This is a genomic window from Streptomyces sp. NPDC056600 (genome assembly GCF_042792855.1).
Lineage (GTDB): Bacteria > Actinomycetota > Actinomycetes > Streptomycetales > Streptomycetaceae > Streptomyces.
In genome coordinates, this window is record NZ_JBHTVQ010000009.1 from 82091 (window position 1) to 106537 (window position 24447).

19 protein-coding genes are annotated in these 24447 nt (G+C 73.9%); 8 read left to right on the forward strand and 11 right to left on the reverse strand.

The genetic code is table 11. The annotated features are described in order from the left end of the window. Window positions 1-33: 33 nt before the first annotated feature. The 4 genes from pepN to ACFRAV_RS07490 form a co-directional block, all read right to left on the reverse strand. A complete protein-coding gene (gene pepN / locus ACFRAV_RS07475) occupies window positions 34-2514 on the reverse strand; it encodes an aminopeptidase N (protein WP_382552433.1) in 2481 nt (826 codons plus the stop codon). Window positions 2515-2616: 102 nt separating this feature from the next. Beyond that, the gene (locus tag ACFRAV_RS07480; RefSeq protein ID WP_382552434.1) at window positions 2617-2961 is read right to left on the reverse strand and encodes a chorismate mutase; all 345 of its coding nucleotides are present in this window, start codon (window positions 2959-2961) and stop codon (window positions 2617-2619) included. 93 nt (window positions 2962-3054) lie between these two features. Then, window positions 3055-3342 (reverse strand): DUF3349 domain-containing protein, encoded by a 288-nt coding sequence (locus ACFRAV_RS07485; protein ID WP_382552435.1) that lies wholly within the window; start codon window positions 3340-3342, stop codon window positions 3055-3057. Between the two features lie 12 nt (window positions 3343-3354). After that, window positions 3355-3963: a DUF4328 domain-containing protein gene (locus ACFRAV_RS07490; RefSeq protein WP_382552437.1), complete on the reverse strand. Its 609-nt coding sequence runs from the start codon at window positions 3961-3963 to the stop codon at window positions 3355-3357. A 265-nt stretch (window positions 3964-4228) separates the two neighbouring features. Here ACFRAV_RS07490 and ACFRAV_RS07495 point away from each other — a divergent pair, with 265 nt between their 5' ends. After that, entirely contained in the window at window positions 4229-4645 is a 417-nt protein-coding gene (locus ACFRAV_RS07495; RefSeq protein WP_382552438.1) for a hypothetical protein, read from the forward strand. A gap of 139 nt (window positions 4646-4784) precedes the next feature. On the opposite strand, the gene ACFRAV_RS07500 is transcribed toward ACFRAV_RS07495, so the two are convergent. From ACFRAV_RS07500 to ACFRAV_RS07530, 7 genes are all read right to left on the reverse strand, one after another. Then, window positions 4785-4976, reverse strand: a complete 192-nt coding sequence (locus tag ACFRAV_RS07500; protein ID WP_382552439.1) for a DUF6011 domain-containing protein — start codon at window positions 4974-4976, stop codon at window positions 4785-4787. A gap of 76 nt (window positions 4977-5052) precedes the next feature. Next, window positions 5053-5634, reverse strand: coding sequence for a suppressor of fused domain protein (locus ACFRAV_RS07505; protein ID WP_382552441.1), 582 nt, complete (start codon window positions 5632-5634; stop codon window positions 5053-5055). 111 nt (window positions 5635-5745) lie between these two features. Continuing rightward, on the reverse strand, window positions 5746-7311 hold the full coding sequence (locus ACFRAV_RS07510) for a DUF4246 domain-containing protein (RefSeq protein WP_382552442.1): 1566 nt from the start codon (window positions 7309-7311) through the stop codon (window positions 5746-5748). Between the two features lie 62 nt (window positions 7312-7373). Then, window positions 7374-8093: a vWA domain-containing protein gene (locus tag ACFRAV_RS07515; protein ID WP_382552444.1), complete on the reverse strand. Its 720-nt coding sequence runs from the start codon at window positions 8091-8093 to the stop codon at window positions 7374-7376. Between the two features lie 327 nt (window positions 8094-8420). After that, window positions 8421-9884, reverse strand: coding sequence for a glutamate synthase subunit beta (locus ACFRAV_RS07520; RefSeq protein WP_382552446.1), 1464 nt, complete (start codon window positions 9882-9884; stop codon window positions 8421-8423). Then, window positions 9877-14412, reverse strand: coding sequence for a glutamate synthase large subunit (gene gltB / locus ACFRAV_RS07525; protein ID WP_382552523.1), 4536 nt, complete (start codon window positions 14410-14412; stop codon window positions 9877-9879). Before gltB ends, ACFRAV_RS07520 begins: the two co-directional genes overlap by 8 nt. Before the next feature lie 819 nt (window positions 14413-15231). Then, window positions 15232-15963 carry a VIT1/CCC1 transporter family protein gene (locus tag ACFRAV_RS07530; RefSeq protein ID WP_382552448.1) on the reverse strand — a complete coding sequence of 244 codons (732 nt, stop codon included), beginning with the start codon at window positions 15961-15963 and terminating at the stop codon, window positions 15232-15234. A gap of 286 nt (window positions 15964-16249) precedes the next feature. On the opposite strand from ACFRAV_RS07530, the gene ACFRAV_RS07535 reads away from it, so the two are divergent. Genes ACFRAV_RS07535 through ACFRAV_RS07565 form a run of 7 tightly spaced genes read left to right on the forward strand, consistent with a single transcriptional unit; the run spans window position 16250 to window position 24447 of the window. Then, on the forward strand, window positions 16250-17227 hold the full coding sequence (locus ACFRAV_RS07535) for an ADP-ribosylglycohydrolase family protein (RefSeq protein ID WP_382552450.1): 978 nt from the start codon (window positions 16250-16252) through the stop codon (window positions 17225-17227). Continuing rightward, entirely contained in the window at window positions 17224-18747 is a 1524-nt protein-coding gene (locus ACFRAV_RS07540) for an ADP-ribosylglycohydrolase family protein (RefSeq protein ID WP_382552452.1), read from the forward strand. Before ACFRAV_RS07535 ends, ACFRAV_RS07540 begins: the two co-directional genes overlap by 4 nt. Before the next feature lie 7 nt (window positions 18748-18754). Then, window positions 18755-20056: an ADP-ribosylglycohydrolase family protein gene (locus tag ACFRAV_RS07545; RefSeq protein WP_382552454.1), complete on the forward strand. Its 1302-nt coding sequence runs from the start codon at window positions 18755-18757 to the stop codon at window positions 20054-20056. Beyond that, entirely contained in the window at window positions 20044-21480 is a 1437-nt protein-coding gene (locus ACFRAV_RS07550) for an ADP-ribosylglycohydrolase family protein (RefSeq protein WP_382552456.1), read from the forward strand. Before ACFRAV_RS07545 ends, ACFRAV_RS07550 begins: the two co-directional genes overlap by 13 nt. Continuing rightward, window positions 21477-22379 carry a ribokinase gene (gene rbsK / locus ACFRAV_RS07555; RefSeq protein WP_382552458.1) on the forward strand — a complete coding sequence of 301 codons (903 nt, stop codon included), beginning with the start codon at window positions 21477-21479 and terminating at the stop codon, window positions 22377-22379. The genes ACFRAV_RS07550 and rbsK overlap by 4 nt, the downstream gene beginning before the upstream one ends. Next, on the forward strand, window positions 22376-23605 hold the full coding sequence (locus ACFRAV_RS07560) for a CaiB/BaiF CoA transferase family protein (RefSeq protein WP_382552460.1): 1230 nt from the start codon (window positions 22376-22378) through the stop codon (window positions 23603-23605). The genes rbsK and ACFRAV_RS07560 overlap by 4 nt, the downstream gene beginning before the upstream one ends. Continuing rightward, window positions 23602-24447 (forward strand): HpcH/HpaI aldolase/citrate lyase family protein, encoded by an 846-nt coding sequence (locus ACFRAV_RS07565; RefSeq protein WP_382552462.1) that lies wholly within the window; start codon window positions 23602-23604, stop codon window positions 24445-24447. The genes ACFRAV_RS07560 and ACFRAV_RS07565 overlap by 4 nt, the downstream gene beginning before the upstream one ends.

The following is a 24447-nucleotide window of genomic DNA, read 5'->3' on the forward strand; positions in this document are numbered from 1 at the left end:
TCCGCGTCCCCTGTCCTTCTCCGTCCGGTCCGGTCAGCTCGCCTCGCGGACCCGCAGGGCGCGGGCGAGGTCGTCGAGCTGGTCGGTGAGCTTGCGGCGCAGCGCGGGGGTGACGTCGTCGCCGTCGAGGGTGTCCTGGCCGCGGCGCAGGGTGTCCTGGTCGACGGCGTGGGCGGGGAAGGCCCAGTGGCCGGCGGCCTCGGCGATGGCGGGTCCCCTGCGGTGGGCGACGGCCGGGGCGTCGGTGAAGAAGCGGGTGACGTACTCGGTGGTGAGGTCTGCCTGTTCGGGCTGCCAGAAGCCCTTGGCGGTGGCGGTGAACAGGTAGTTGGAGAGGTCGTCGTCGCGGAACATGGCGTCCCAGGCGCGCTTCTTGGCCTCGGCGTCGGGGAGGGCGGCGCGGCAGCGGGCGGCGCCTTCCTGGCCGGTGGCGCTGGGGTCGCGTTCGAGTTCGGCGGCGATGGCGTTCTCGTCGGCGGCGCCGAGGACGGCGAGGCGGGCGAGGATGCGCCAGCGCAGTTCGGGGTCGAGTTCGGGGCCGCCGGGGACGGTGTCGTCGGCGAGCCAGGCGGTGAGGGTGTCGGCGCGCAGGGCGCTGTCGATGCGGTGGCGGACGGCGGTGAGGCGCAGGCCGGGCTGGGAGCCGTCCTCGGTGCGGCGCAGGAGGTCGCGGCAGAGTTCGCCGATGAGGGCGAGGGCCTCGGGGCGGCGGCCGGGTTCGAGGTAGCGGTCGGCGATCTGGCCGCGGGCGAAGGTGAGGACGCCCTGCACGATGGCGAGGTCGCTCTCCTCGGGGAGGTGGGCGCTCGCGGTCCGCAGGTAGTCGAGGGGGGCGAGTTCGCCGTCGCGGGCCATGTCGCGCAGGGTGTTCCACAGGACGGCGCGGGTGAGGCCGTCGGGGACCTGGGAGAGTCCGCCGAGGACGGTCTCCAGGGAGTCGGCGTCGAGGCGGATCTTGGCGTAGGTCTGGTCGTGGTCGTTGGGGGCGACGAGGGCGGGGCGGACGCCGGTGTGGGTCTCGGGCCCGCCGGGGACGTCGGTCTCGTGGCGTTCGCGCAGGACCAGGGTGCGGTCGGTGCCGAGGACGCGGTCGTAGACGGCGACGGTGATGCGGTGGGGGCGGCTGCCCTGGTGGCCGAGGGCGAGGCTCCAGTGGCCGGGCTCGGTGTCGACGGTGGCGGTGAGGGTGTCGACGCCGCTGGTGCGCAGCCAGGCGTCGGCCCAGGCGTGGACGTCGCGGTCGGTGTGGGCGGCCAGGGAGTCGAGGAAGTCGGCGAGGCTGGCGTTGGAGAACTTGTGGCGGGCGAAGTGGGTGTTGATGCCGGCCAGGAAGTCCTTCTCGCCGAGCCAGGTGACGAGCTGGCGCAGGGCGCTGGCGCCCTTGGCGTAGGAGATGCCGTCGAAGTTGAGGAGCGCGGCTGCGGTGTCGGGGACGTCGTCGGGGGCGACGGGGTGGGTGGAGGGCCGCTGGTCGGCGTCGTATCCCCAGCTCTTGCGGGTGACGGCGAACTCGGTCCAGGTGTCGGTGTACCGGGTGGCCTCGACGAGGGTCTGGTAGCCCATGTACTCGGCGAAGGACTCGTTGAGCCAGATGTCGTCCCACCAGCGCAGGGTGACGAGGTCGCCGAACCACATGTGGGCCATCTCGTGGGCGATGACCATGGCGCGGGTCTGGCGTTCGGTGTCGGTGACGGCGGAGCGGTAGACGAACTCGTCGCGGAAGGTGACGAGGCCGGGGTTCTCCATGGCGCCGGCGTTGAACTCGGGGACGAACGCCTGGTCGTAGGAGTCGAAGGGGTACGGCTCGTCGAACTTGGCGTGGTAGCGGTCGAAGCAGCGGGTGGTGATCTCGAGGATCTCGTCGGCGTCGGTCTCGAGGTGGGGTGCGAGGCTGGCGCGGCAGTGGATGCCGAAGGGCAGTCCGCGGTGCTGGGTGCGGATGGAGTGCCAGGGGCCCGCGGCGACGGCCAGCAGGTAGGTGGAGATGGCGGGGGTGGTGGCCGCGGTCCAGGTGCCGTCGCCGTCGTGGGTGGTGCGGCTGTTGGCGAGGACGGTCCAGTCTTCGGGCGCCTTGACGGTGACGTCGAAGGTGGCCTTGAGGTCGGGCTGGTCGAAGGCGGCGTAGACGCGCTGGACGTCGTCGAGGAAGAGCTGGGTGTAGACGTACGTCTCACCGTCGGTGGGGTCGGTGAAGCGGTGCATGCCTTCGCCGGTGCGGGAGTAGCGCATGGCGGCGTCGACGACGAGTTCGTGCTCGCCGGCCGTGAGGGTGAGCGGGAGCCGGTTGTCCTCGAGGGCGGCCGGGTCGATCGGGTGTCCGTCGAGCGTGGCGGTGCGCAGTTCGGCGGGCTTGAGTTCGACGAAGGTGTCCGCGTCGGCGCGGGCGGTGAACCGGACGGTGGTCCGGGAGTCGAAGGTGTCCTCGCCGGTGGTGAGGTCGAGATCCACGGTGTAGTGCTGGACCGTGAGGAGGTCTGCTCGGGTCTGCGCTTCGTCGCGCGTCAGTACGGACATGGGCACATGCTGCCTGATGCGGGGCTCCGTGCGCAGGGGGGTTACCCGCTCGTTGCCCCGGGCGGGCGGGGCGTGGCGGGGCGCACGGGGGCGACGGCGAGGTCAGGCCGGGGTGCCGTCGCCGGTGTCGTCGGTCTGCTCGGCGATGCGCTCGTGGTGGCGGATGACCTCCGCGATGACGAAGTTGAGCAGCTTCTCCGCGAAGGCGGGGTCGAGTTTGGCGCTCTCGGCGAGCCGCCGCAGGCGGGCGATCTGCTCGGACTCGCGGTTCGGGTCGGCGGGCGGCAGCTGGTGCTTGGCCTTGAGGAAGCCGACCTGCTGGGTGCACTTGAACCGTTCTGCGAGCATGTGGACGACGGCGGCGTCGATGTTGTCGATGCTGTCGCGCAGGCGGCCGAGCTCCTCGCGGACGGCGGGGTCGACGGGGGCGTTGTTGCTGGTCGTCATGGTCGATCACTGTAGGCGGCGGCGTTCCCCCGGGGCGAACGCGGGGCGGCGGGTCTCACGGTGTGGGCCGTCGCGGTGACGCCCCGCTCCCGGTCAGCCCTCCTCCGGGTCCCAGCCGTACCGCTCGAGCCGCAGGCGCAGCACGGCGGCGCGGTCCCGTCGTGCGCGGTTCGGCGGGCGTGCGGCGCCGTTCTCCACCGCGTGCCGGTCCGCCCTGAGGAACGCCGCAGCGACCCGTCCGGCGTTCTCCTCGCAGAGCCCCTCCGCCGGCACCGCGAGCAGCGGCAGCCGGTCCTGCGCGTCGACCCCGGTGGGGAACGCCTTCCGCAGCAGGGCGACGACGGCGGCGAGGTGCGGCTCCAGCGGCTGGGGCTCCTCCACGGCTGCCGCGGCTCAGGCCTGGGCGACGGGTGTGCCGGGCGCGGCGGTGGTGTGGGTGGCCGCCGAGGACTGCAGCGTGGTGAGGCGCTGGATCATGAGCCCGGCGAGGACGGCGGCGGCGAACATGAGCACCTGGGCCACGACGAGGACGGCGAGCGAGCCGGGGGCCATCTGGCCGAACACGGCGAGGAACAGCGCGTGGCCGATCCACGCGGCCCACCAGTTGTTCACCAGGGCGCTGTCCCGCTTGTTCGTCCACGTCGCGGAGGTCGCCCTGCCGATGTCGAGCAGGAACCGGCGCGGCACGAACAGGTTGGCCACCGGCACGAACCACGCGCCGACCGTCCAGCCGGCACCGGGCAGCGGCGCGTCCGGGGACACCTGCTCCGCGATGCGGCGGGACCGCACGAGCCAGGTGAGGAAGAGGACCGTCGCCAGGAGCATCAGGCTGCCCATGACCATGGAGGCCTGCGCCGCCGCGAGGTCGTTCGCGGGAGTGGGGTCCAGGTAGCTCTCCCGCAGGGCCGTCGCGCGGAACAGGTCGGCCACGGCTGCCGCCGCGATCGCCACCTGGGCGGAACGGGCAAGGAGCCAGGGGGCCTTGTGCGGGGTGCTCGTCATCGTGCGGCCTGTTCTGCGAGGTCTTCTGCGGCCGCGGCGGACGCCGGGGCGACGTGATCATAGGGCTTGGCTGCCGCCAACGCCTCGCGGATACCGGCGGAACCGCGGCCCTGCCGATCCCGGTGGGCTCGGCAGGTCTCCAGGGAGGCCCCGGTCCCCGGCCGTCCGGCAGATTTGAATGCGTTCAATTCTCGTGCCATGGTGGCAACACGTCACCGCGGCAGACGAATTGCTCGGCGACGCGGCACGCACACGAGGGGAAGTCATGCGAAGCGGACCGGTGCGGATACATGGGGCGCGGCGGGGCGGGGGCGCGGCGGCGGGCATCGTCCTGGTGCTGCTGGCCACGGGGTGCCTGTGGCAGGAGCAGAGACTCGCCCGGGCCGACGTGGTGGGGACGTGGACCGGAGGCAGCGCCGGGACCCTGCACCTCAGGGACGACGGCACCGCGGTCGCGACTCGACTCGCCGAGTACGACGCCGACGGCGACAAGGTGTCGGAGTGCGACGGCACCGGCACGTGGTCGCTGTATCCCGGTGACGAGGCGGCCGAGCTGGTGACGGTCACCGTCTGCGAGGGCAACCCGTGGAACTTCGGCGGCTCGGAGGAGGAACCGGAGATGCGGCGCAGCGTGGGTGACCCCGAGTACGGGAACTTCCAGACCCTCAGCCGCGAGCGGTAGCCACCCGGTGGTTCCCGCCTTCGGCGACGATCCGTATGCCCGTCACCGGTTCGAGAAGCGGCTGACGCGGACACCCGCTCCGCATGGGCCAGGCGCCGCCTCGGGCCAGGCGCTCCGGCCCGGTCTCCGCCCGGGCCGGTCACAGCCCCGGCAGCGGTTCCTGGTCGACGTCGTGGGACCGGTGCTCGAACCTCCGGTCGGGGTCGCACTCCGGTCCGAAGCCCCTGCGGCGGGACTCCGCGTCCCGGAGTTCGGATCCGCACAGGCGGCACCACACGCGGCGCGGGAGGCCCGGCGGCGGGTCGGTGAGTGCTTCCTGCTGGTGGGTCATGGGTCCAGTGTGGGGGCAGGCGGCCGCCTCGGGGCAACCCTGGGGACCTCCGCCCGTCCCGGCGGGGCCGAGCACGTCAGACGACCGAGGCCCTGAACGGGGCCGTCGGGATGATCCGCGCCTCGTCGAGGAGCCGCTCCAGCGCCTCGTGGCCGTGCCGTCGGCGGTACTCGATCTCGGCGCGGGTCACCGGCAGCACCCAGAGGATGCGGGCGTGGCCGCCGCCGGGGAGCGGGCAGTGTTCGAGGGCGGGTCCGTGGAGGTAGGGCAGGCTGATCAGCAGGTGGTCGCAGGTCGAGCCGGGGACCCACGGTTCGCCGAGGGGCATGCTGTGCGCCAGGTCGAGCCGGTGCCCTCCGCAGTGGTAGTACGCGAGCATCGCCATCAGGTCGACGAACCGCTGGTCGCGGACGTGCGCGGTCATGACGAACTCGAGTCCGCGGCCGTTCCTCTCCATCGCGGACCAGCAGCCCGCCGTGACGTAGGCCCAGGCGTCGCCGCGGGGGCCGGGCCCCACGACGAGGACGCGCAGTTCGGGCAGCACCTCACGCCGCCCGGGCCCCAGGTCGTAGGTGACGGCCTCCACGGAGTGGCCCGTGAAGAACGCCCTGACATGCGACTCGACGGCGTCGACGGCCGGTTCCCTCGTCCCGCTCACCACGTGATCATGTCAGAGCGCCGAGCCCCGGCGTGGCACGGCCCGTGCCCCGGGGCCCGTGCCACCACCGGCCCATGCCACCACGGTCCGGCCACGCCGGCCACGCGCCGGTCAGTGCTCGCAGAGGGAGAACTCCCGCTCGTAGACCTCCTGGTTGTGCTCGTCGACGAAGAACTTGCGCTCCTTCATGAGCTCCTCGCGGTAGCTCTTGGCCTCCTCCAGCGTCATGGTCGACGTGTCGGCCCACGGCTGCTGCGGCGGCACGTCGGAGGTGGAGACGATGCGCTCCGACGGGTCCACGAGGAAGAAGGCGAGGATCTTGCGGTGCCCGGCCCGGGTGGGGTCCGCGAGGCGGAACGGGGCCACGCGGTGCTGGAGGACGTTCGGGAACGCCAGGCAGCGGCCGGCCGGGGTGCCCGCCGAGCCCAGTTCCTGGTTCAGCGGGCCCTCGTTCTCCAGGCCGTAGACCGCGCGCACGCCTTCGTCGTCGTTCTGCTCGTACTCGGGTTCGTCGACCGCCGTGCGGAAGCCGAGGCGGCTCTCGGTGATGTTCTCGTTGTCCCAGTAGTAGAGACAGGTCGAGACGATGCGCTCGTTGAGCATGCCCTCGACGTGCCAGGACCCGCCGGCGTACTCGGGCTTCTCCGGCGTGAGGTGGATGGTGGCGAGCTTGACGATGACCTGCAGGTCACGGCCGCACAGGTCGACGCGGTCGCTCTCGTCGGGCGCGGCGGGCGGAGCGAACTCCGGCGGGTCCGGGATGACCGGGGTGCGGTTCTCGTGCCACGCGTCGTACGCCTCCGACCATGCCTTCAGCGCCTCCTGGTCCTCGTTGCCGGGCCAGACCGGCTCGCCGTTGCCGTCCTCGTCCCGGTACCAGGACCAGGGGTCGGCCTCGATGCGCGGGGGCCGCGGGTGGCGCAGGCCGGTGAGGACCCGCTCGAACAGGGGGCGCACCCGGGCGAACAACTCGGGCAGCACGTCGGCGAGTTCGCGGTGCCTCTCCGGGTGGACGTTGTTGACGTAGGAGCGGAAGGTGACGTCCCCGTCGTCGCCGACCGCGACGTCCGTGGGGAGCCACTGGAAGCGGTCGGAGAACTCGTATCCCGGGCGGGTCGAGCCGTAGTAGCTGGAGGACGGGCGGTTCCGGGGCTTCTCCCAGGCGCGCTCGGGGCCGCCGCTGACGTCGCGCACGAGGCAGAAGAGGGAGGGGTGGACGAGGTCGAGCACCTGGCCGTCGGAGCCCGGGTGCCAGTCCTTGTCCTCCTCGGGGACCTCCTCCAGGACGCGGACCGCCTCGCGCAGCCTGTCCCTGAGCTCGTCCTCGACGAGGCTGTCCGACTTCCAGACCCCGTCCACGGCGGACACCTCGATGCCGGTCCGTCCGTCGCGGAGCTCGGCGTAGTGGGCGAGCTCGGCGAGGACGTACCGTATCCGGGCTTCGGTCAGGCCCTGATCAACCGCTTCCCGCGTCCATCGGGCGGTCACCTCCGCGTCGTCCTTCTTGACGTACCACTCGGGCTTCTCCCTGATGTGTGCGCTGCACCGCATCATCTGGATCTCCCCGAGGGTTCGGGGCTCCTGGGCGTGCGCGGACGCGGAGAAGGGCAGCGGGAAGGCAGACAGCTCGGTCAATTTCGTTCGTTCCTCACGGTGTTGGCGCGACGGCCCGAACACTACTTCGGACGACCGACAGAGCGACGCCGGAACGCTGTCCTTGCTCCGGGCGCGAGGTGCGGTCAGCGCACGATGCCCTGGGCGCGGGCGGCGCGGAGCCAGGTGGGGAACTCGCCGAGGAGGCGCTCGTAGAGGGCGTCGTCGGAGACCTTGAGCGGGTCCTGTCCGGCGTGGAAGAAGCCGGCGTTGTCGACCACGCGCTTGCCGGGGACGTCGAGTTCGTCGAGCTTGCGCAGGAAGTCGAACTGCTTGCTGTGCGGGTCGCCGAAGCCCACGAACTGCCAGAAGATCGGCAGCCGGGCCGCCTTGCAGACGTAGCGTTCGGCGGCGGGGCGGCTGATCGGGCCGCCGTCGGTCTGGAAGATCACCAGGGCGGGTGCGGTGGCGCCGCTGTCGAGGTGGTGGTCGATGACGGCGTCCATCGCGAGGTGGTAGCTGGTCTTCCCCATGTGGCCGAGCCCGGCGAGGATGCGCTCGATCGCGCCCTGGTGGCGGGCGAGTTCGATGTCGGTGACCGCGTCGACCTCGGTGGAGAAGAAGACGGTGGGGACGATGCCGTCGTCGTCGAAGTGGGCGGCGAGGGACAGCACGCGGTCGGCGAGGGCCTGGACGCTGCCGTTGTTGTAGTAGGGCTTCATGGAGCCGCTGTGGTCGATCACCAGGTACACGGCGGCGCGTTCGCCCTCCAGGCCGTGGCGGGCGACGGTGCGGCCGGCGGTCCTGTACAGGTTGACCAGCGCGGGCGCGGTCTGCTCGACCTTGGTCAGGCGAATGGCGGGCATGCCGCTGCTCCCCTCCCCCGGCGTCCCGTTCGGCCCGGGGCGCTCCTGGGCAGGAGGGTACGGGACGGCCCCGTGGGCGCCTCGGGGGACGGCGCCGACGTACCGTACGGCGCCCGGCGGATCGTGGCGCGCGGCCGGCACGCCGTCGCTGATCCCCGGGTGGGTGAGCCACCGCCCGTCCAGGGACACGACTCCGCCCCACTCCCCGGGCGGGGAGCGGGGCGGAACGTTGCCGGAACCGCCGACCCGGGCCGGCGGGCCGGGTCGGCAGCGGTCCGGGCCGGTGGGCCGGGGTCGGAGGGACCCCGGGCCGGTGGAGGAGCCGGGTCAGGCGACCAGGGCGCGGTCGTCCGGGAGGATCGGCGCCGGCAGCGTGCTGGTGCCGGTCAGGTGACGGTCGACGCCGCGGGCCGCGCTGCGGCCCTCGGCGATGGCCCACACGATGAGGGACTGGCCGCGGCCCGCGTCGCCGGCGACGAAGACGCCGGGGACGTTGGTCTGGAAGTTCTTGTCGCGGGCGATGTTGCCCCGCGCGTCGAGCTCCAGGCCGAGCTGGTCGACCAGGCCGTTCTCACGGTCGGTGCCGGTGAAGCCCATGGCGAGGGTGACCAGCTGGGCGGGGATCTTCCGCTCGGAGCCGGGCTTCGGGGTGAGCTTGCCGTCGACGAAGGAGACCTCGGTGAGGTGCAGCCACTGGACGTTGCCGTCCTCGTCGCCCTCGAAGTGGGTGGTGGAGACGGAGTAGACCCGCTCGCCGCCCTCCTCGTGCGCGGAGGTCACCTTGTAGAGCATCGGGAAGGTCGGCCACGGCTGGCTGACCGCGTCCCGGTCGTCGTTCGGGCGGGGCATGATCTCCAGCTGGGTGACGGAGGCCGCGCCCTGGCGGTGGGCGGTGCCGACGCAGTCCGCGCCGGTGTCGCCGCCGCCGATGACGACGACGTGCTTGCCCGCGGCGGTGATCGGCGGGGCCACGTAGTCGCCCTCCTGCACCTTGTTGGCGAGCGGCAGGTACTCCATCGCCTGGTGGATGCCCTTGAGCTCGCGCCCGGGCACCGGCAGGTCGCGGGCCGTGGTGGCGCCGACGGCCAGCACGACGGCGTCGTAGCGCTTGCGCAGCGACTCGGCCTCGATGTCGCGGCCGATCTCCACGCCGGTGCGGAACTTGGTGCCCTCCGCGCGCATCTGCTCGATGCGGCGGTTGATGTGCCGCTTCTCCATCTTGAACTCGGGGATGCCGTAGCGGAGGAGACCTCCGATGCGGTCCGCGCGCTCGTAGACGGCCACGGTGTGGCCGGCGCGGGTGAGCTGCTGGGCGGCGGCGAGGCCGGCCGGGCCGGAGCCGATGACGGCGACGGTCTTGCCCGACAGGCGCTCGGGGATCTGCGGGACGACGTCGCCGTTGTCCCACGCCTGGTCGATGATCGAGACCTCGACGTTCTTGATGGTCACCGGCGGCTGGCTGATGCCGAGCACGCACGCCGACTCGCAGGGCGCCGGGCACAGCCGCCCGGTGAACTCCGGGAAGTTGTTGGTGGCGTGCAGTCGCTCGGAGGCGTTCTGCCAGTCCTCGCGGTAGGCGTAGTCGTTCCACTCAGGGATCAGGTTCCCGAGCGGACAGCCGCTGTGGCAGAACGGGATGCCGCAGTCCATGCAGCGGCTGGCCTGCTTGCTGACGATCGGCAGCAGGGAGCCGGGGACGTAGACCTCGTTCCAGTCCTTCAGCCGCTCGTCGACCGGTCGGGTCCGGGCGACCTCACGGCCGTGGTTGAGAAAGCCCTTGGGATCAGCCATTGGTCGCCGCCTCCATCATCTTCTCGGTGATCGCGGACTCGTCGAGTCCGGCTCGCTCGGCGGCGTCCTTGGCGGCGAGCACTGCCTTGTAGGCACTGGGGATGATCTTGCTGAATCGCCGGCCGGTGTTGTCCCAGTCGGCCAGGAGCTTCTCGGCGACGGTGGAGCCGGTCTCCTCCTGGTGGCGGCGCACGACGTCGTGCAGCCAGGCGAGGTCGGTGGCGTCGAGGGCCTCGACGGCTCCGTGGTTGCCGGCGTTGACGTACCCGAGCTCGAGGTCGAGGACGTAGGCGGTGCCGCCGGACATGCCGGCCGCGAAGTTGCGTCCGGTGGGGCCGAGGACGACCGCCTGGCCGCCGGTCATGTATTCGCAGCCGTGGTCGCCCACGCCTTCGGAGACGACCAGGGCGCCGGAGTTGCGGACGCAGAACCGCTCGCCGGTGGCGCCGCGCAGGAACAGCTCGCCGCCGGTGGCGCCGTAGGCGACGGTGTTGCCGGCGATGACCGATCCCTCGGCGAGGTGGTTGGCGCCGCGGTCCGGGCGGACGACGATGCGGCCGCCGGAGAGGCCCTTGCCGACGTAGTCGTTGGCGTCGCCCTCCAGGCGCAGCGTGATGCCGCGCGGGACGAAGGCGCCGAAGGACTGGCCGGCGGAGCCGGTGAAGGTGACGTCGATGGTGTCGTCGGGCAGACCCGCGCCGCCGAACTTCTTGGTCACCTCGTGGCCGAGCATGGTGCCGACGGTCCGGTTGATGTTGCGGACCGGGACCTGGGCGCGGACCGGGCGGACGTCGCCCGCGTCGTTGACGGCGAGGGCGTCGGCGGCGAGCTTGATGAGCTCGTTGTCGAGCGCCTTCTCCAGGCCGTGGTCCTGGGCGACGACCTGGTGGCGGGCGGCGCCCTCGGGCAGCGCGGGCACGTGGAAGAGGGGCGCGAGGTCCAAGCCCTGGGCCTTCCAGTGGTCGACGGCGCGGGTGACGTCGAGGAGCTCGGCGTGGCCGACGGCCTCGTCGATGGAACGGAAGCCGAGCTCGGCGAGCAGCTCGCGGACCTCTTCGGCGATGAAGGTGAAGAAGTTGACGATGTGCTCGGCCTTGCCGGTGAACCGCTCGCGCAGGACGGGGTTCTGGGTGGCGATGCCGACCGGACAGGTGTCGAGGTGGCAGACGCGCATCATGACGCAGCCGGAGACGACCAGCGGCGCGGTGGCGAAGCCGAACTCCTCGGCGCCGAGCAGCGCGGCGATGACGACGTCGCGGCCGGTCTTCAGCTGGCCGTCGGTCTGCACGACGATGCGGTCGCGCAGGCCGTTGAGCAGCAGGGTCTGCTGGGTCTCGGCGAGGCCGAGCTCCCAGGGGCCGCCCGCGTGCTTCAGCGAGGTGAGCGGGGAGGCGCCGGTGCCGCCGTCGTGGCCGGAGATCAGCACGACGTCGGCGTGGGCCTTGGAGACGCCCGCCGCGACCGTGCCGACGCCGACCTCGGAGACCAGCTTCACGTGGATGCGGGCCTTCGGGTTGGCGTTCTTCAGGTCGTGGATGAGCTGGGCGAGGTCCTCGATGGAGTAGATGTCGTGGTGCGGCGGCGGGGAGATGAGCCCCACGCCCGGCGTCGAGTGCCGGGTCTTCGCGACCCACGGGTAGACCTTGTGTCCGGGCAGCTGACCGCCCTCGCCGGGCTTGGCGCCCTGGGCCATCTTGATCTGGATGTCGTCGGCGTTGACGAGGTACTCGCTGGTGACGCCGAAGCGGCCGGAGGCGACCTGCTTGATCGCGGAGCGGCGCGCCGGGTCGTACAGGCGGTCCGGGTCCTCGCCGCCCTCACCGGTGTTGGACTTGGCGCCCAGCTGGTTCATGGCGATGGCGAGGGTCTCGTGCGCCTCCTTGGAGATGGAGCCGTACGACATGGCGCCGGTGGAGAAGCGCTTGACGATCTCGGAGACCGGCTCGACCTCGTCCACGGAGATGGACGCGCGGTCGCTCTTGAAGCCGAACAGCCCCCGCAGCGTCATCAGGCGCTCGGACTGCTCGTTCACCCGGTCGGTGTACTTCTTGAAGACGTCGTAGCGGCCGGTCTTCGTCGAGTGCTGGAGACGGAAGACGGTCTCCGGGTCGAACAGGTGCGGCTCGCCCTCGCGGCGCCACTGGTACTCGCCGCCGATCTCGAGGGTGCGGTGCGCGGGCGCGATGCCGGTGACCGGGTAGGCCTTGGCGTGGCGGGCGGCGACCTCCTGGGCGACGACGTCGAGGCCGACGCCGCCGATCTTGGTGGCGGTGCCGTCGAAGTAGCGGTGGACGAACTCCTCGTCGAGGCCGACCGCCTCGAAGACCTGCGCGCCGCGGTAGGAGGCGACGGTGGAGATGCCCATCTTGGACATGACCTTCAGGACGCCCTTGCCGAGGGCGTAGATCAGGTTGCGGATGGCCTGCTCGGCCTCGATGCCGGGGAGGAACGTTCCGGCCCGGACCAGGTCCTCGACGGACTCCATGGCCAGGTACGGGTTGACCGCGGCGGCGCCGTAGCCGATGAGCAGGGCGACGTGGTGGACCTCGCGGACGTCGCCGGCCTCGACCAGCAGGCCCACCTGGGTGCGCTGCTTGGTGCGGATGAGGTGGTGGTGGACGGCCGCGGTGAGCAGCAGCGAGGGGATCGGCGCCTGCTCGGCGTCGGAGTGCCGGTCGGAGAGCACGATGAGGCGGGCGCCGCCGGCGATGGCGGCGTCGGCCTCGGCGCAGATCTCGTCGAGGCGGGCGGCGAGGGCCGCGCCGCCGCCGGCGACCCGGTAGAGGCCGGAGAGGGTGGCCGCCGTCATGCCGGGCATGTCGCCGTCGGCGTTGATGTGGATGAGCTTGGCCAGCTCGTCGTTGTCGATGACCGGGAACGGCAGGACGACGCTGCGGCAGGACTCCTCGGTGGGCTCCAGCAGGTTGCCCTGCGGGCCGAGCGGGGAGCGCAGCGAGGTGACGAGCTCCTCGCGGATGGCGTCCAGCGGCGGGTTGGTGACCTGCGCGAACAGCTGCGTGAAGTAGTCGAAGAGCAGGCGCGGGCGCTGCGAGAGGGCGGCGATGGGCGTGTCGGTGCCCATGGAGCCGATGGGCTCGGCGCCGGCCTTCGCCATCGGGGCGATGATGACGCGCAGCTCTTCCTCGGTGTAGCCGAAGGTCTGCTGGCGGCGGGTGACCGAGGCGTGGGTGTGCACGATGTGCTCGCGCTCGGGGAGGTCCTCGAGCTCGATCTCGGCGGCTTCCAGCCACTCCTGGTAGGGGTGCTCGGTGGCGAGGGCGTGCTTGATCTCGTCGTCCTCGATGACGCGGCCCTGGGCCGTGTCGACCAGGAACATCCGGCCGGGCTGCAGGCGGCCCTTGCGGACGACCTTCTCCGGGGCGATGTCGAGGACGCCGACCTCGGAGCCGAGGACGACCAGGCCGTCGTCGGTGATCCAGTAGCGGCCGGGGCGCAGGCCGTTGCGGTCGAGGACCGCGCCGACCTGGGTGCCGTCGGTGAAGGTGACGCAGGCCGGGCCGTCCCAGGGCTCCATCATGGCCGCGTGGTACTGGTAGAACGCGCGGCGGGCCGGGTCCATGGTGGGGTGGTTCTCCCACGCCTCCGGGATCATCATCAGCACGCTGTGCGGCAGCGAGCGGCCGCCGAGGTGCAGGAGTTCCAGGACCTCGTCGAAGGAGGCGGAGTCGGAGGCGTCGGGGGTGCAGACCGGGAAGACCCGCTCCAGCTTCTCCTCCCCGAACAGCTCGCTGACCAGCTGCGACTCGCGGGCCTTCATCCAGTTCCGGTTGCCCTTGACGGTGTTGATCTCGCCGTTGTGGGCGATGAACCGGTAGGGGTGTGCGAGCGGCCAGCTCGGGAACGTGTTGGTCGAGAACCGGGAGTGCACCAGGGCGATCGCCGAGGCGAAGCGGCGGTCGGAGAGGTCCGGGAAGAAGGGCTCGAGCTGGCCGGTGGTCAGCATGCCCTTGTAGACGATGGTGCGCGCGGACAGCGAGGGGAAGTAGACGCCCAGCTCGCGCTCGGCGCGCTTGCGCAGCAGGAACGCCTTGCGGTCCAGCTCGATGCCGGCCGTGGCTCCGTCGGTCACGAACACCTGCCGGAAGGCGGGCATCGTGGAGCGGGCGGTCGCGCCGAGCAGGTCGGGGGCGACGGGGACCTCGCGCCAGCCGAGAACGGTGAGGTTCTCCTCGGCGGCGATCGCGTCGATGCGGGCGGCCGCCTCGTCGGCGCCGTCCTGCGGGAGGAAGGCGATGCCGACGGCGTAGCGGCCGGCCTCGGGGAGCTCGAACCCGGCGACCTCGCGGAGGAAGGCGTCGGGGACCTGGGAGAGGATGCCGGCGCCGTCGCCGGAGTCGGGCTCGGAGCCGGTGGCGCCGCGGTGCTCGAGGTTGCGGAGCACGGTGAGTGCCTGGTCGACCAGCGTGTGGCTCGCCTCGCCGGTCAGGTTGGCCACGAAACCGACGCCGCAGGCGTCGTGCTCGTCGCGCGGGTCGTAGAGGCCCTGGGCAGCAGGGCGAGCATCCATGTACGACCAGTTGCGGTCGTTCGTGGAGTGCTGGGACGGCTGGCGCGGCGTACGCATCGGCTCTCCCGTCGTCGTCATGTGGCTGAAAAGGTCCTCCCAGGCTCTGCGGCTCTGGGGGCACTGGTGCCGAGGGACGACGTTGGCCCTCTGCTGTGTGGCAAAGATTCTTCTGCGCGTTACATAGTGAAACGGAATCCCGGAAGTTGGATACCGCGTTCCACCATGCGGACGCATGGCGGGAGCCGTGACCGCCGGTCCGCCGGGTGACGGCGGGCATGCGGGGAGACGTGTCAGGGAGGGTGCCCTGACGATTCCTGGGTACAGGCTTCGTCGCCCGTCTTCGGAGAGGCGCGCCGCTGGCGTCCTTGCCCGGCGCGTTCCGGCTCATGCCCGGTGGCTTCGTATGCGAAACCACGGGTGGCCGCTTGCGTGCAGCCCCTCACACATGTGAGCGGCCTTCATGATACGACCCCTGTCCAGTCACGTCGCGGGGACGAATGTCACACCGCCGAAACGGTGTTGACCTGCGACGGACCCTTGCGCGGAGGGTCGCGGGGTGCGCACGGTCCCGCGCCCTCCTCCGCCGCACCTCCGTGGCGGGCCGTGGTCCGGTGGGCCCGCACGGCGGGGGCGGGGCGATCACGGGGTGGTGCCGGGGCGCGATCACACGGCGGGCGTGCGGTGCCGGTGGTGCGTGCGAGGGCCCGCCCGGTCGCCGGACGGGCCGTTACGCGTGGGTTACGCGGGGCGGGCGTGGCCCATGGGCCACGTGAGGCCGGCGGGACCGGCTGGTCGCCCGAGGCCCGCGGGGCCGGTGGGTCAGCCGACGGCGGTGCCGATGAGGGTGCCCAGCAGGTAGGTGAGGCCGGCCGCCGCGCCGCCGAGCACCAGCTGCCGCAGTCCGCTGAACCACCAGGTGCGGGCGGTCACCCTGGCGACCACCGCGCCGCACAGGAAGAGCCCGACGAGCGCGAGCACCACGGCGGGCCACAGCGCGGTGGCGCCGAGCAGGAACGGCAGCACCGGCAGCAGCGCGCCCAGCGCGAAGGAACCGAACGAGGAGACCGCGGCGACCGTCGGGGAGGGCAGGTCGCCCGGGTCGACGCCCAGTTCCTCGCGGACGTGTATCTCCAGCGCCTGCTCCGGGTCGCGGGAGAGCTGGCGGGCGACCTCGCGGGCCGTTGCGGCGTCCACGCCACGCGCCTCGTACAGGGCGGCGAGCTCCGCCTCCTCGGCCTGCGGGTGACGGGCCAGCTGGCGTCGCTCGACGTCGAGTTCGGCCTCCACCAGCTCCCGCTGGGAGGCGACCGAGGTGTACTCGCCCGCCGCCATGGAGAACGCTCCGGCGGCCAGCCCCGCGAGCCCGGCGAGCACCACGGTTCCGCTGGAGGCGGCGCCGCCCGCGACACCGGTCATCAGGGCCAGGTTGGACACCAGGCCGTCCATGGCGCCGAAGACGGCCGGGCGCAGCCAGCCGCCGTTGACGTCACGGTGGGTGTGGTTGTCGCGGTGCGCCTCATGCAGGGGCGCCCGCATCTCGAGAACAGCCATGTCTCCCGCTCAAGGTCGTGCCGGGTGCGCGGACGACGTCGTGCCACGCGGCCAGTTTGGACTGGATCTACTTTTCGATGTTCCCCAAGCTACGCCCTTCAGTCATGGCCCGCCAGCAAGGAAAGGCTGCCCTCACCTGCACTTTTGGCCATCCCGCTCATCCGAAGCGAAGTCCGCACAGATGTCGTCCGGGTGACGTCGGCGTGTCCGAGGGTCGGTCGGGGCGGCGGCGTGGCACAGATCGTCACAAGGGCACAAGGGACCTGCTCCCCGCTAGGAGGCGCGCATGGCGGCCGTCGTCACACCGGACCTGCGGGAGCGGGCGCGCGGAGCGCTGCTGGGCCTGGCCGTGGGGGACGCGCTCGGCGCCCCCGCGGAGAACATGCGTCCCTCGGAGATCCGCGCCCGCTGGGGCCGCATCACGGGGTACGTCCAGGAGGAGCCGGCGGGCACCGACGACACCGAGTACGCCATCTTCTGCGGGCTGCTGCTGGCCCGGCACGGCTTCGCGCTGACCGCCGCGGACGTGGAGGCGGCCTGGCACGAGTGGATCGCCGACCGCGACGAGGGGCCGTTCAGGGGCGCCGGGTTCAGTGAACGCGGGACGCTGGAGAACCTGCGCCGGGGCCTGGCCGCGCCGGTCTCCGCCCAGCACCGGCACGCCTGGAGCGACGGGCTGGCCATGCGGGCCGCCCCGTTCGGCGTGTTCGCGGCGGGCCGCCCCGCGGAGGCGGCGCGGCTGGTGGCCGTGGACGGCTCGGTCAGCCACGACGGCGAGGGCATCTACGGCGGGCAGGCGGTGGCTGCCGGGGTGGCCGCCGCGATGACCGGGGCGCCCGCGGTGGCGGTGGTGGCCTCGGCCCTCGCGGTGATCCCGGACGACTCGTGGACGGCCCGCTCGCTGCGCCGCGCGGTCGCGGTCGCCCACCGCGGGGAGCGGGCGGTGCGGTCCGCGGTGGTGGTGGCGGGCTACCCGTGGACCGACCTGGCCCCGGAGGCCGTGGCCCTCGCCTTCGGCGCGTACGCGGCCGCGGAGGGCGACTTCCGCCAGGCGGTGCTGACCGCGGTGAACATGGGCCGTGACGCCGACACCACGGCCGCGGTCGCCGGGGCGCTGGCCGGCGCGACCTCCGGGGTGGCCGCCATCCCCGAGGAGTGGGCGGCCCCCATCGGCCCGGTCCGCGGGAGCTGCCTGCCGGCCATGGCGGGCCGGCACGTCCTGGACATCGCCGACCTCCTCACCTCCGCCAGGGAGCACGCATGACTCCCCCGTCCGACCCCGGCCCGGACCTCACGGTGTCCGCCACCACCCCGGGCGACCTCGCGGGCAGCCTCACGCCCTCCGCCCCGGACGCCTTCACGGGCGACCTCACGCCCGCCACCCCCGGCCCGGCGGATCCAGGCCCGCTCACGCACACAGGTCCCGTGTCCACCGACCTCGCCTCTCCCGCCCTGTCCACTCCTGACCGGCTCGTCCCGTCCGACCCCGGACCCGGCGACGCCCCGCGCCCCGGCGCGGTGGCCGACGGTGCGGGCGGCGGCGCCCACCGCGGCGGCGTGAACCCCGCACGCCCCGCGGCACGCGCTCGCCGCGCCGCGGCGCAGGACCCGGGCACCGTCCGGCGACGCGAAGGACGGACGCGGACGGGCTCCGGGAGGCCCGGGGAGCGGCGGGTGGCCGGGATGCTGCTGGGGCTCGCCGCGGGCGACGCCGCCGGATGGCCCGCCGCCCGGCACCGCGCGGCGCGGATGCCGGAGTGGACCCGCCGGCTCACCCGGGAGCTGGACACGTTCGCCGAGCAGAACGCCACCACCACCCTCCCCGTGCCCATCGCCCTCAACCAGCCGCCCGACCCGCTGCGGCTGGGCCCCTCCGACGACGCCGAATGGGCGGCCTGGACCGCGCAGGCGCTGCTGCGCGCGGGCGACGACGCCCTCCTCGCCGACCTGGAGCGCGACCGCCGGATCCGGGCCGCCGTCGACCTGGCGTGGAGCGCGGTGGCCGACGAGGTCGCCGAGGCGGAGCGCGCGGCGCCCGAGGCGGAGTCCGCCGCGATCCCGCTGCGCGCCCGGATCTCGGTGCGCGCCGGACTCGGCAACCTGGCCACCGGCCTGCGCCCGCCCGCCACCGGCCACGACAATCCGCACTACTTCGACGACGCGGCCTGTGTACGCGCGTGCGTCCTGGCTGTCGCTCATCCGGGTGATCCTCACCGCGCGGCGGAGCTCGCCGAGTTCGACGCCCGCTACTCCCAGGACGGCGACGGCGTGCACGGCGCCCGCGCGATGGCCGCCGCCGTCTCGCTCGCCCTGGCGGGCGCCGACGTGGACGCCTGCGTGGCCGCCGCGCTGGCCGAGCTGCCCGACGCGTCGGAGGCCGGACGCAACGCCCGGCACGCCCTGCACCTGGCCCGGGAGAGCGCCCCGGAGGGCGCGTTCGCGCTGGTGCCGCTGCTGGAGCACCAGATCGTGGACCACGTGTACAGCTACGGGATCGCCGCCGCGGAGACCGTGCCGGTGGCGCTCGCCCTGGCGCTGGCGTCCGGCGGGCGGTTCGCCGAGGCGGTGCCGGCGGCGGCCTGCCTGTCCCGGGTGGCCGACTCCACGCCCGCCCTCACGGGCGCGCTCACCGGAGCCCTGGGCGGCCTCGGGGCGGTGCCGGACCCCTGGCGCCAGGCCTGCCGCTCGCTCTCCGGCTGCGTCCTGCCCCGCCTCGCCGGCACCGATCTGGTGGAACTCGCCGAACGCCTGGAAGCGGGGCGACCGGTCACCGGCGGAGGATGATTCCGGCATGACGCGCATCACGCCCGAAAGGCCGCTCCACGGACCACTCGACGACTCGGACGTCACCACCGCGACGGCCACCCCGCGGGCGGCGGACGCACCCGCCGCCACGACCGCCGCCAAGCCCGCTCCCGGGACCGGGACCAGGGCCGGGGCCCCCGCCCGGACCCTGGACGAGCGGATCGCCGGCGCCCTCACCGGCGCGGCCGTCGGCGACGCGCTGGGGGGTCCGGTCGAGGGGTACTCCCCCGAGCAGATCCTGGAACGCCACGGCGGCCGCGTGCGGGGCGTCGTGGGCCCCTGGAACGGCGACGCGTGGCGCACCGCGCGCCCCGTCGCGCCGTACCACAAGGGCGACGGGCACGTCACCGACGACACCTTGATGACGCACGCCCTGATCCGCGTCTACGAGCGGGTCCGCGACCACCTCGACGCCTACGCGGTCGCCGAGCACCTGGTCCCGGACCTGATGGGCGAGCTGCGCTGGATCCCCGAACTGGAGGCCGAGGCGCTGCCGTTGCAGCGGATCTTCCTGGCCGAGAAGTGGCTGGTGGCGCGGATCCACTACGGGCACGTCGACCCGCGCGAGGCCGGCTGCGGGAACATCGTCAACTGCGGCGCCGCGATGTACATGGCGCCGGTCGGCCTGGTGAACGCGGGCTCTCCGGAGGCGGCCTACGCCGAGGCACTGGACGTGGCGGGCGCCCACCAGTCCTCCTACGGGCGGGAGGCGGCGGGCGTGTTCGCGGCGGCCGTGGCCGCGGCCTGCGCACCGGGCGCGACCCCGGAGTCGGTGGTCGCCGCCTGCCTGTCGCTGGCCAAGGACGGCACCCGCGCCGCGATCGAGGCGGTCTGCGGGACGGCCGCCCGGTACGGCGAGTTCGAGGCCGCGCTCGGCCCGCTGCGCGAGGCGGTCGCCCCGTTCGACACCGTCGGTCCCGACTACCGGGCGCCGTCCCTGGGGGCCCGCCGCCCGTCCCGGCTGCACTCGATCGAGGAGCTGCCGGTGGCGCTCGGCATGCTGCTGGTGGCCGGCGGCGACTACGAGCGGGCGGTGCTCGGCGCGGTCAACTACGGCCGGGACTGCGACTCGATCGCCACCATGGCGGGCGCCCTGGCCGGCGCGCTCGGCTCCCCCGCGCCCGCCGGCTGGGCCGCTCAGGTCGCCGAGGCGAGCCGCCTCGACCTGGACGCCCCCGCCCGCTCCCTGGCCGCCGTGGCCCGGGAGGTCTTCGCTCGGGACGTCGCCCGCCGCCGCGCCCACGAGGCCGCGTTCACCGCGATCGGAGGCGCCGCGTGCTCCGGTTGACCTGGGTGCAGCCCGAGGACCTGCTCGGCCACGAGCTGCGGCAGGCCGCGCAGGACGGCCGTTCCCCCGCGACCGTCGCCGCGGTCGCCGCGCGCTGGCGCGCGGCCGGCGGCCCCGAGGCCCCCGACCGGGCCGGCTCCTCCGCCGAGCCCGTCTCGCGCTACCTGCGCACCCTCGCCGAGGACCTGCTCGACGAACTGGCCGAACTGCCCTCGCCCATGGCGGAGGCGGAGCCCACCGACCTGGAGCGGATCAAGGCGCTCTGCCCCGACTGGCCGGCCGCCCCGGCCGCCGGCCCACCGCCCTCCGCGGCCCGGCTGGAGGCCGCCTGGCTGGGGCGCGCGGCGGGCTGCCTGCTGGGCAAGCCGGTGGAGAAGCTGCCGCTGGAGGGCATCCGGGCGCTGGCCCGGGCCACCGGCGACTGGCCGCTCACCACCTTCTTCACCGCCCGCGGCCTGCCCGCCGATCTGGCGGCCGCCCACCCCTGGAACCGCCGTTCGGCCGGCACCTCGCTGGCCGAGAACATCGACGGCATGCCGGAGGACGACGACCTCAACTTCCCACTGCTCGGCCTGCTCCTGCTGCGCCGTCACGGCCGCTCCTTCACCACCGCGGACGTGGCCCGTCTGTGGCTGGACGAGCTGCCGGCGGGCCGCCTGTTCACCGCGGAGCGGGTCGCCTACCGCAACCTGCTGTCCGGCGTGGAGCCGCCGCACACCGCGCGCCACCGCAACCCGTTCCGCGAGTGGATCGGCGCGCTGATCCGGGCCGACGTGCACGGCTGGACCAACCCCGGCGACCCTGGCGCCGCGGCCGAGCAGGCGCACCGCGACGCCGTCCTCAGCCACACCGGGAGCGGTGTGCACGCCGCCATGTTCGCCGCCGCCGTGATCGCGGCCGCGGCGGGCGGCGGGGTGGACGTGCACGGCTGTCTGCGGGCCGGGCTGGCCGTCGTCCCGCCAGGCTCCCGGCTCGCCCGGGCGGTCCGGCACGCCGTCCGGCTGGCCGGCGAACACGCGGGCGGCGCGGCCGGGTTCGAGGCGGTGGTGGACGCGCTGCACACCGAGCACGCGCGCTACCACTGGGTGCACGCGGTGCCCAACACCGCCCTGATCGCCGCCGCCCTCACCCACGCGGACGGGGACTTCGCCGGCTCGGTCTGCCGGGCGGTGTCCGGCGGCTGGGACACCGACTCCAACGGCGCCACCGCCGGCTGTGTGGCGGCGCTGCTGGCCGGCTCCCCCGGGGCGCTGCCCGAGCGGTGGACGGCGCCGCTGAAGAACCGGCTCGCCACCTCCGTGGCCGGGTTCGACGGCGTCGGCTTCGACGCCCTCGGCCGCACCACCGCCCACCTCTGCGCGCCGGGCCCGCGACCGGAGCGGGCGCCGGCCGCCCGGACCGTCCTGGAGGGCGCTCCCTCATGAGCACCGTCGGCGACATCGTCGTACTCGGCAGCGCCAACATGGACCTCGTCGCCTGCGTGGCCAAGGCGCCGCAGCGCGGGGAGACCGTCACCGGCCGCGAGTTCCGCACCGCGCCCGGCGGCAAGGGCGCCAACCAGGCGGTGGCCGCGGCCCGTGCGGGCGCCCGCGTCTCGATGATCGGCGCGGTCGGCAACGACACGTTCGGCCTGCGGCTGCGCTCCGCGCTGGAGGCCTCCGGGGTGGTCACCGACCGGCTGCGCACCGCGGAGGGCCCTTCCGGCACCGCCCACATCGTGGTGGACGACGAGGGGGGCAACGCCATCGTGGTCGTCCCGGGCGCCAACGCGGGCGTGACCTCGCTGACTCCGCGCGACGAGGAGGCGGTGCGGGGCGCCGGTCTGCTGCTGCTCCAGCTGGAGACTCCCCTGGAGGCCGTCGTCGCCGGGGCCCGGCTGGCCCGCGCGCACGGCGTGCGGACCGTCCTGACGCCGGCGCCGGTCCGCCCCCTGCCCTCCGAACTCCTCGACTGCGTGGACCTGTTGCTGCCCAACGAACACGAGGCCGCCGCCCTGGCCCAGGTGGCCGACCCGCGGGAGGCGGCGCTCGCGCTGCTGGAGCGGGTGCCGGAGGTGGTGGTGACGCTCGGGGAGGCGGGCAGCCTCTGGGCGGCGCGGGGCGCGGAGCCGGTGGCGGTCCCCTCGCCCCGGGTGCGGGCGGTGGACACCACCGGGGCGGGCGACACCTTCGCCGGTGCGCTGGCCGTCGCCCTCACCGAGAAGCGCCCGATGCCCGAGGCCCTGCGCTGGGCGGCCGCCGCGGCCTCCCTGTCGGTGCAGCGGCCGGGGGCGTCGGCGTCGATGCCCTACCGCTCCGAGATCGAGGCACGGTACACCTCATGAACCAGCCCCTGTCCGACGTCGCCCCCGCTCCCGCCGCCGGGCCCGCGCCGCTGTCCGGGCTGCGGGTCCTGGACCTGGCCACGCTGTTCGCCGGGCCGCTCGCGGCCACCATGCTGGGCGACTTCGGCGCCGACGTGGTCAAGGTGGAGCACCCGACGAAGCCCGACCCCTCGCGCGGTCACGGCCCCGCCAAGGACGGCGTCGGGCTGTGGTGGAAGCTGCTGGGCCGCAACAAGCGGAACATCACCCTGGACCTGTCCGCGCCGCTCGGCCGCGACACGCTGCTGCGGCTGGTCCGGGAGGCCGACGTCGTGGTGGAGAACTTCCGCCCGGGAACGCTGGAGCGGTGGGGTCTGGGCTGGGAGGAGCTGTCCGCGGTCAACCCGCGTCTGGTGCTGGCCCGGGTCACCGGCTTCGGCCAGTTCGGCCCCTACGCCCGCCGCCCCGGCTTCGGCACGCTGGCCGAGGCGATGAGCGGTTTCGCCGCCGTCACCGGCGAGCCGGACGCGCCGCCCACCCTGCCCCCCTTCGGCCTGGCCGACTCCATCGCCGCGCTGGCCACCGCCTTCGCCGTGACGACCGCGCTGGCCGCCCGGGACCGCACCGGCGGCGGGCAGGTCGTCGACATGGCGATCATCGAGCCCATCCTCACGGTGCTGGGGCCGCAGCCGCTCTGGTTCGACCAGTTGGGCCACGTCCAGCCGCGCACCGGCAACCGGTCCCAGAACAACGCGCCGCGCAACACCTACCGGACCGCCGACGGCACCTGGGTGGCCGTCTCCACCTCGGCGCAGTCGGTCGCCGAACGGGTGATGCGGCTGGTCGGGCGGCCGGAGCTGGTCGACGAGCCGTGGTTCGCCACCGGCTCCGGGCGCGCCGCCCACTGCGAGGTGCTGGACGAGGCGGTCGGCGCCTGGATCGCCCGGCGCGGACGGTCGGAGGTGCTGGACGCCTTCGAGAAGGCGGAGGCCGCGGTGGCTCCCGTCCAGGACGTGCGGGACGTGATGGAGGACCCGCAGTACCGGGCGCTGGGCACCATCACCACCGTGGACGACCCCGAGCTCGGGCAGCTGCGGATGCAGAACGTGCTGTTCCGGCTCTCCGCGACCCCCGGGGCGATCCGCTGGGCGGGGCGGCCGCACGGGGCGGACACCGAGGCCGTGCTCACCGAGGCGGGGCTCACCGCCCAGGAGATCGCGGCGCTGCGACGGGAGGGGATCGTATGAGCGGGGAGGTGCCGGCGCCGCCGCTGACCTTGCTGTACGTGCCCGGGGACCGGCCCGAGGTGGTGGCCAAGGCGCTGCGGGCGGGCGCGGACGTGGTGCTCGTCGACCTGGAGGACGCGGTCGCGCCCGCCCGCAAGGAGTACGCGCGGGACGCGACGGCGGAGCTGCTGGCCGAGCGGCCGCCGGTTCCGGTGCACGTCCGGGTGAACTGTCCGTCCTCGCCGGAGGGGCGTGCCGATCTGAAGACGCTGCTGCCCTGCCAGGGGCTCGGCGGGGTGCGGCTGCCGAAGGTGACCTCGCCGGACACGGTGGTCCGGGTGGCGGGGCAGGCGAGCGCGCTGGACCGGACGGGGCTGCCGCTGTTCCCGCTGCTGGAGAGCGCGCTGGGCGTCGAGGAGGCGTTCCGCATCGCCCGCGCCGATCCGTCGGTGGGCGGCGTCTCCCTCGGCGAGGCCGACCTGCGCGCGGACCTCGGGGTGCGGGAGGACGCGGGGCTCGACTGGTGCCGCTCCCGGGTGGTGGTGGCCGCCCGGGCGGCGGGGCTGCGGCCTCCGGCGCAGTCCGTCCACCCGGACGTGCGGGACCTGGAAGGGCTGCGGGCGGGCTGCGCGCGGGGGCGGGCGCTGGGGTTCCTGGGGCGGGCGGCGATCCACCCGCGGCAGCTGCCGGTGATCGCGCGGGCGTACCTTCCGACCGCGCGGGAGGTCGAGGAGGCGGAGGAGATCGTCGAGGCGGCCCGTCGGGCCGGGCCCGGTGCTCAGGCGCTCCCCGACGGCCGGTTCGTGGACGCCGCCGTCCTCGCCGCCGCCCACCGCACCCTCGCCCTGGCCGCGCGTCACTGA

Excerpts from the sequence above, each read along its gene's own strand:
- ACFRAV_RS07545 (WP_382552454.1), top strand. The coding sequence starts at position 18,755 with ATGACGCGCATCACGCCCGAAAGGCCGCTCCACGGACCACTCGACGAC.
- ACFRAV_RS07495 (WP_382552438.1), top strand. The coding sequence starts at position 4,229 with ATGCGAAGCGGACCGGTGCGGATACATGGGGCGCGGCGGGGCGGGGGC.
- ACFRAV_RS07515 (WP_382552444.1), bottom strand. The coding sequence starts at position 8,093 with ATGCCCGCCATTCGCCTGACCAAGGTCGAGCAGACCGCGCCCGCGCTG.
- ACFRAV_RS07535 (WP_382552450.1), top strand. The coding sequence starts at position 16,250 with ATGGCGGCCGTCGTCACACCGGACCTGCGGGAGCGGGCGCGCGGAGCG.
- ACFRAV_RS07490 (WP_382552437.1), bottom strand. The coding sequence starts at position 3,963 with ATGACGAGCACCCCGCACAAGGCCCCCTGGCTCCTTGCCCGTTCCGCC.
- ACFRAV_RS07540 (WP_382552452.1), top strand. The coding sequence starts at position 17,224 with ATGACTCCCCCGTCCGACCCCGGCCCGGACCTCACGGTGTCCGCCACC.
- ACFRAV_RS07480 (WP_382552434.1), bottom strand. The coding sequence starts at position 2,961 with ATGACGACCAGCAACAACGCCCCCGTCGACCCCGCCGTCCGCGAGGAG.
- ACFRAV_RS07520 (WP_382552446.1), bottom strand. The coding sequence starts at position 9,884 with ATGGCTGATCCCAAGGGCTTTCTCAACCACGGCCGTGAGGTCGCCCGG.
- ACFRAV_RS07565 (WP_382552462.1), top strand. The coding sequence starts at position 23,602 with ATGAGCGGGGAGGTGCCGGCGCCGCCGCTGACCTTGCTGTACGTGCCC.
- ACFRAV_RS07530 (WP_382552448.1), bottom strand. The coding sequence starts at position 15,963 with ATGGCTGTTCTCGAGATGCGGGCGCCCCTGCATGAGGCGCACCGCGAC.
- gltB (WP_382552523.1), bottom strand. The coding sequence starts at position 14,412 with ATGGATGCTCGCCCTGCTGCCCAGGGCCTCTACGACCCGCGCGACGAG.
- pepN (WP_382552433.1), bottom strand. The coding sequence starts at position 2,514 with ATGTCCGTACTGACGCGCGACGAAGCGCAGACCCGAGCAGACCTCCTC.
- rbsK (WP_382552458.1), top strand. The coding sequence starts at position 21,477 with ATGAGCACCGTCGGCGACATCGTCGTACTCGGCAGCGCCAACATGGAC.
- ACFRAV_RS07500 (WP_382552439.1), bottom strand. The coding sequence starts at position 4,976 with ATGACCCACCAGCAGGAAGCACTCACCGACCCGCCGCCGGGCCTCCCG.
- ACFRAV_RS07560 (WP_382552460.1), top strand. The coding sequence starts at position 22,376 with ATGAACCAGCCCCTGTCCGACGTCGCCCCCGCTCCCGCCGCCGGGCCC.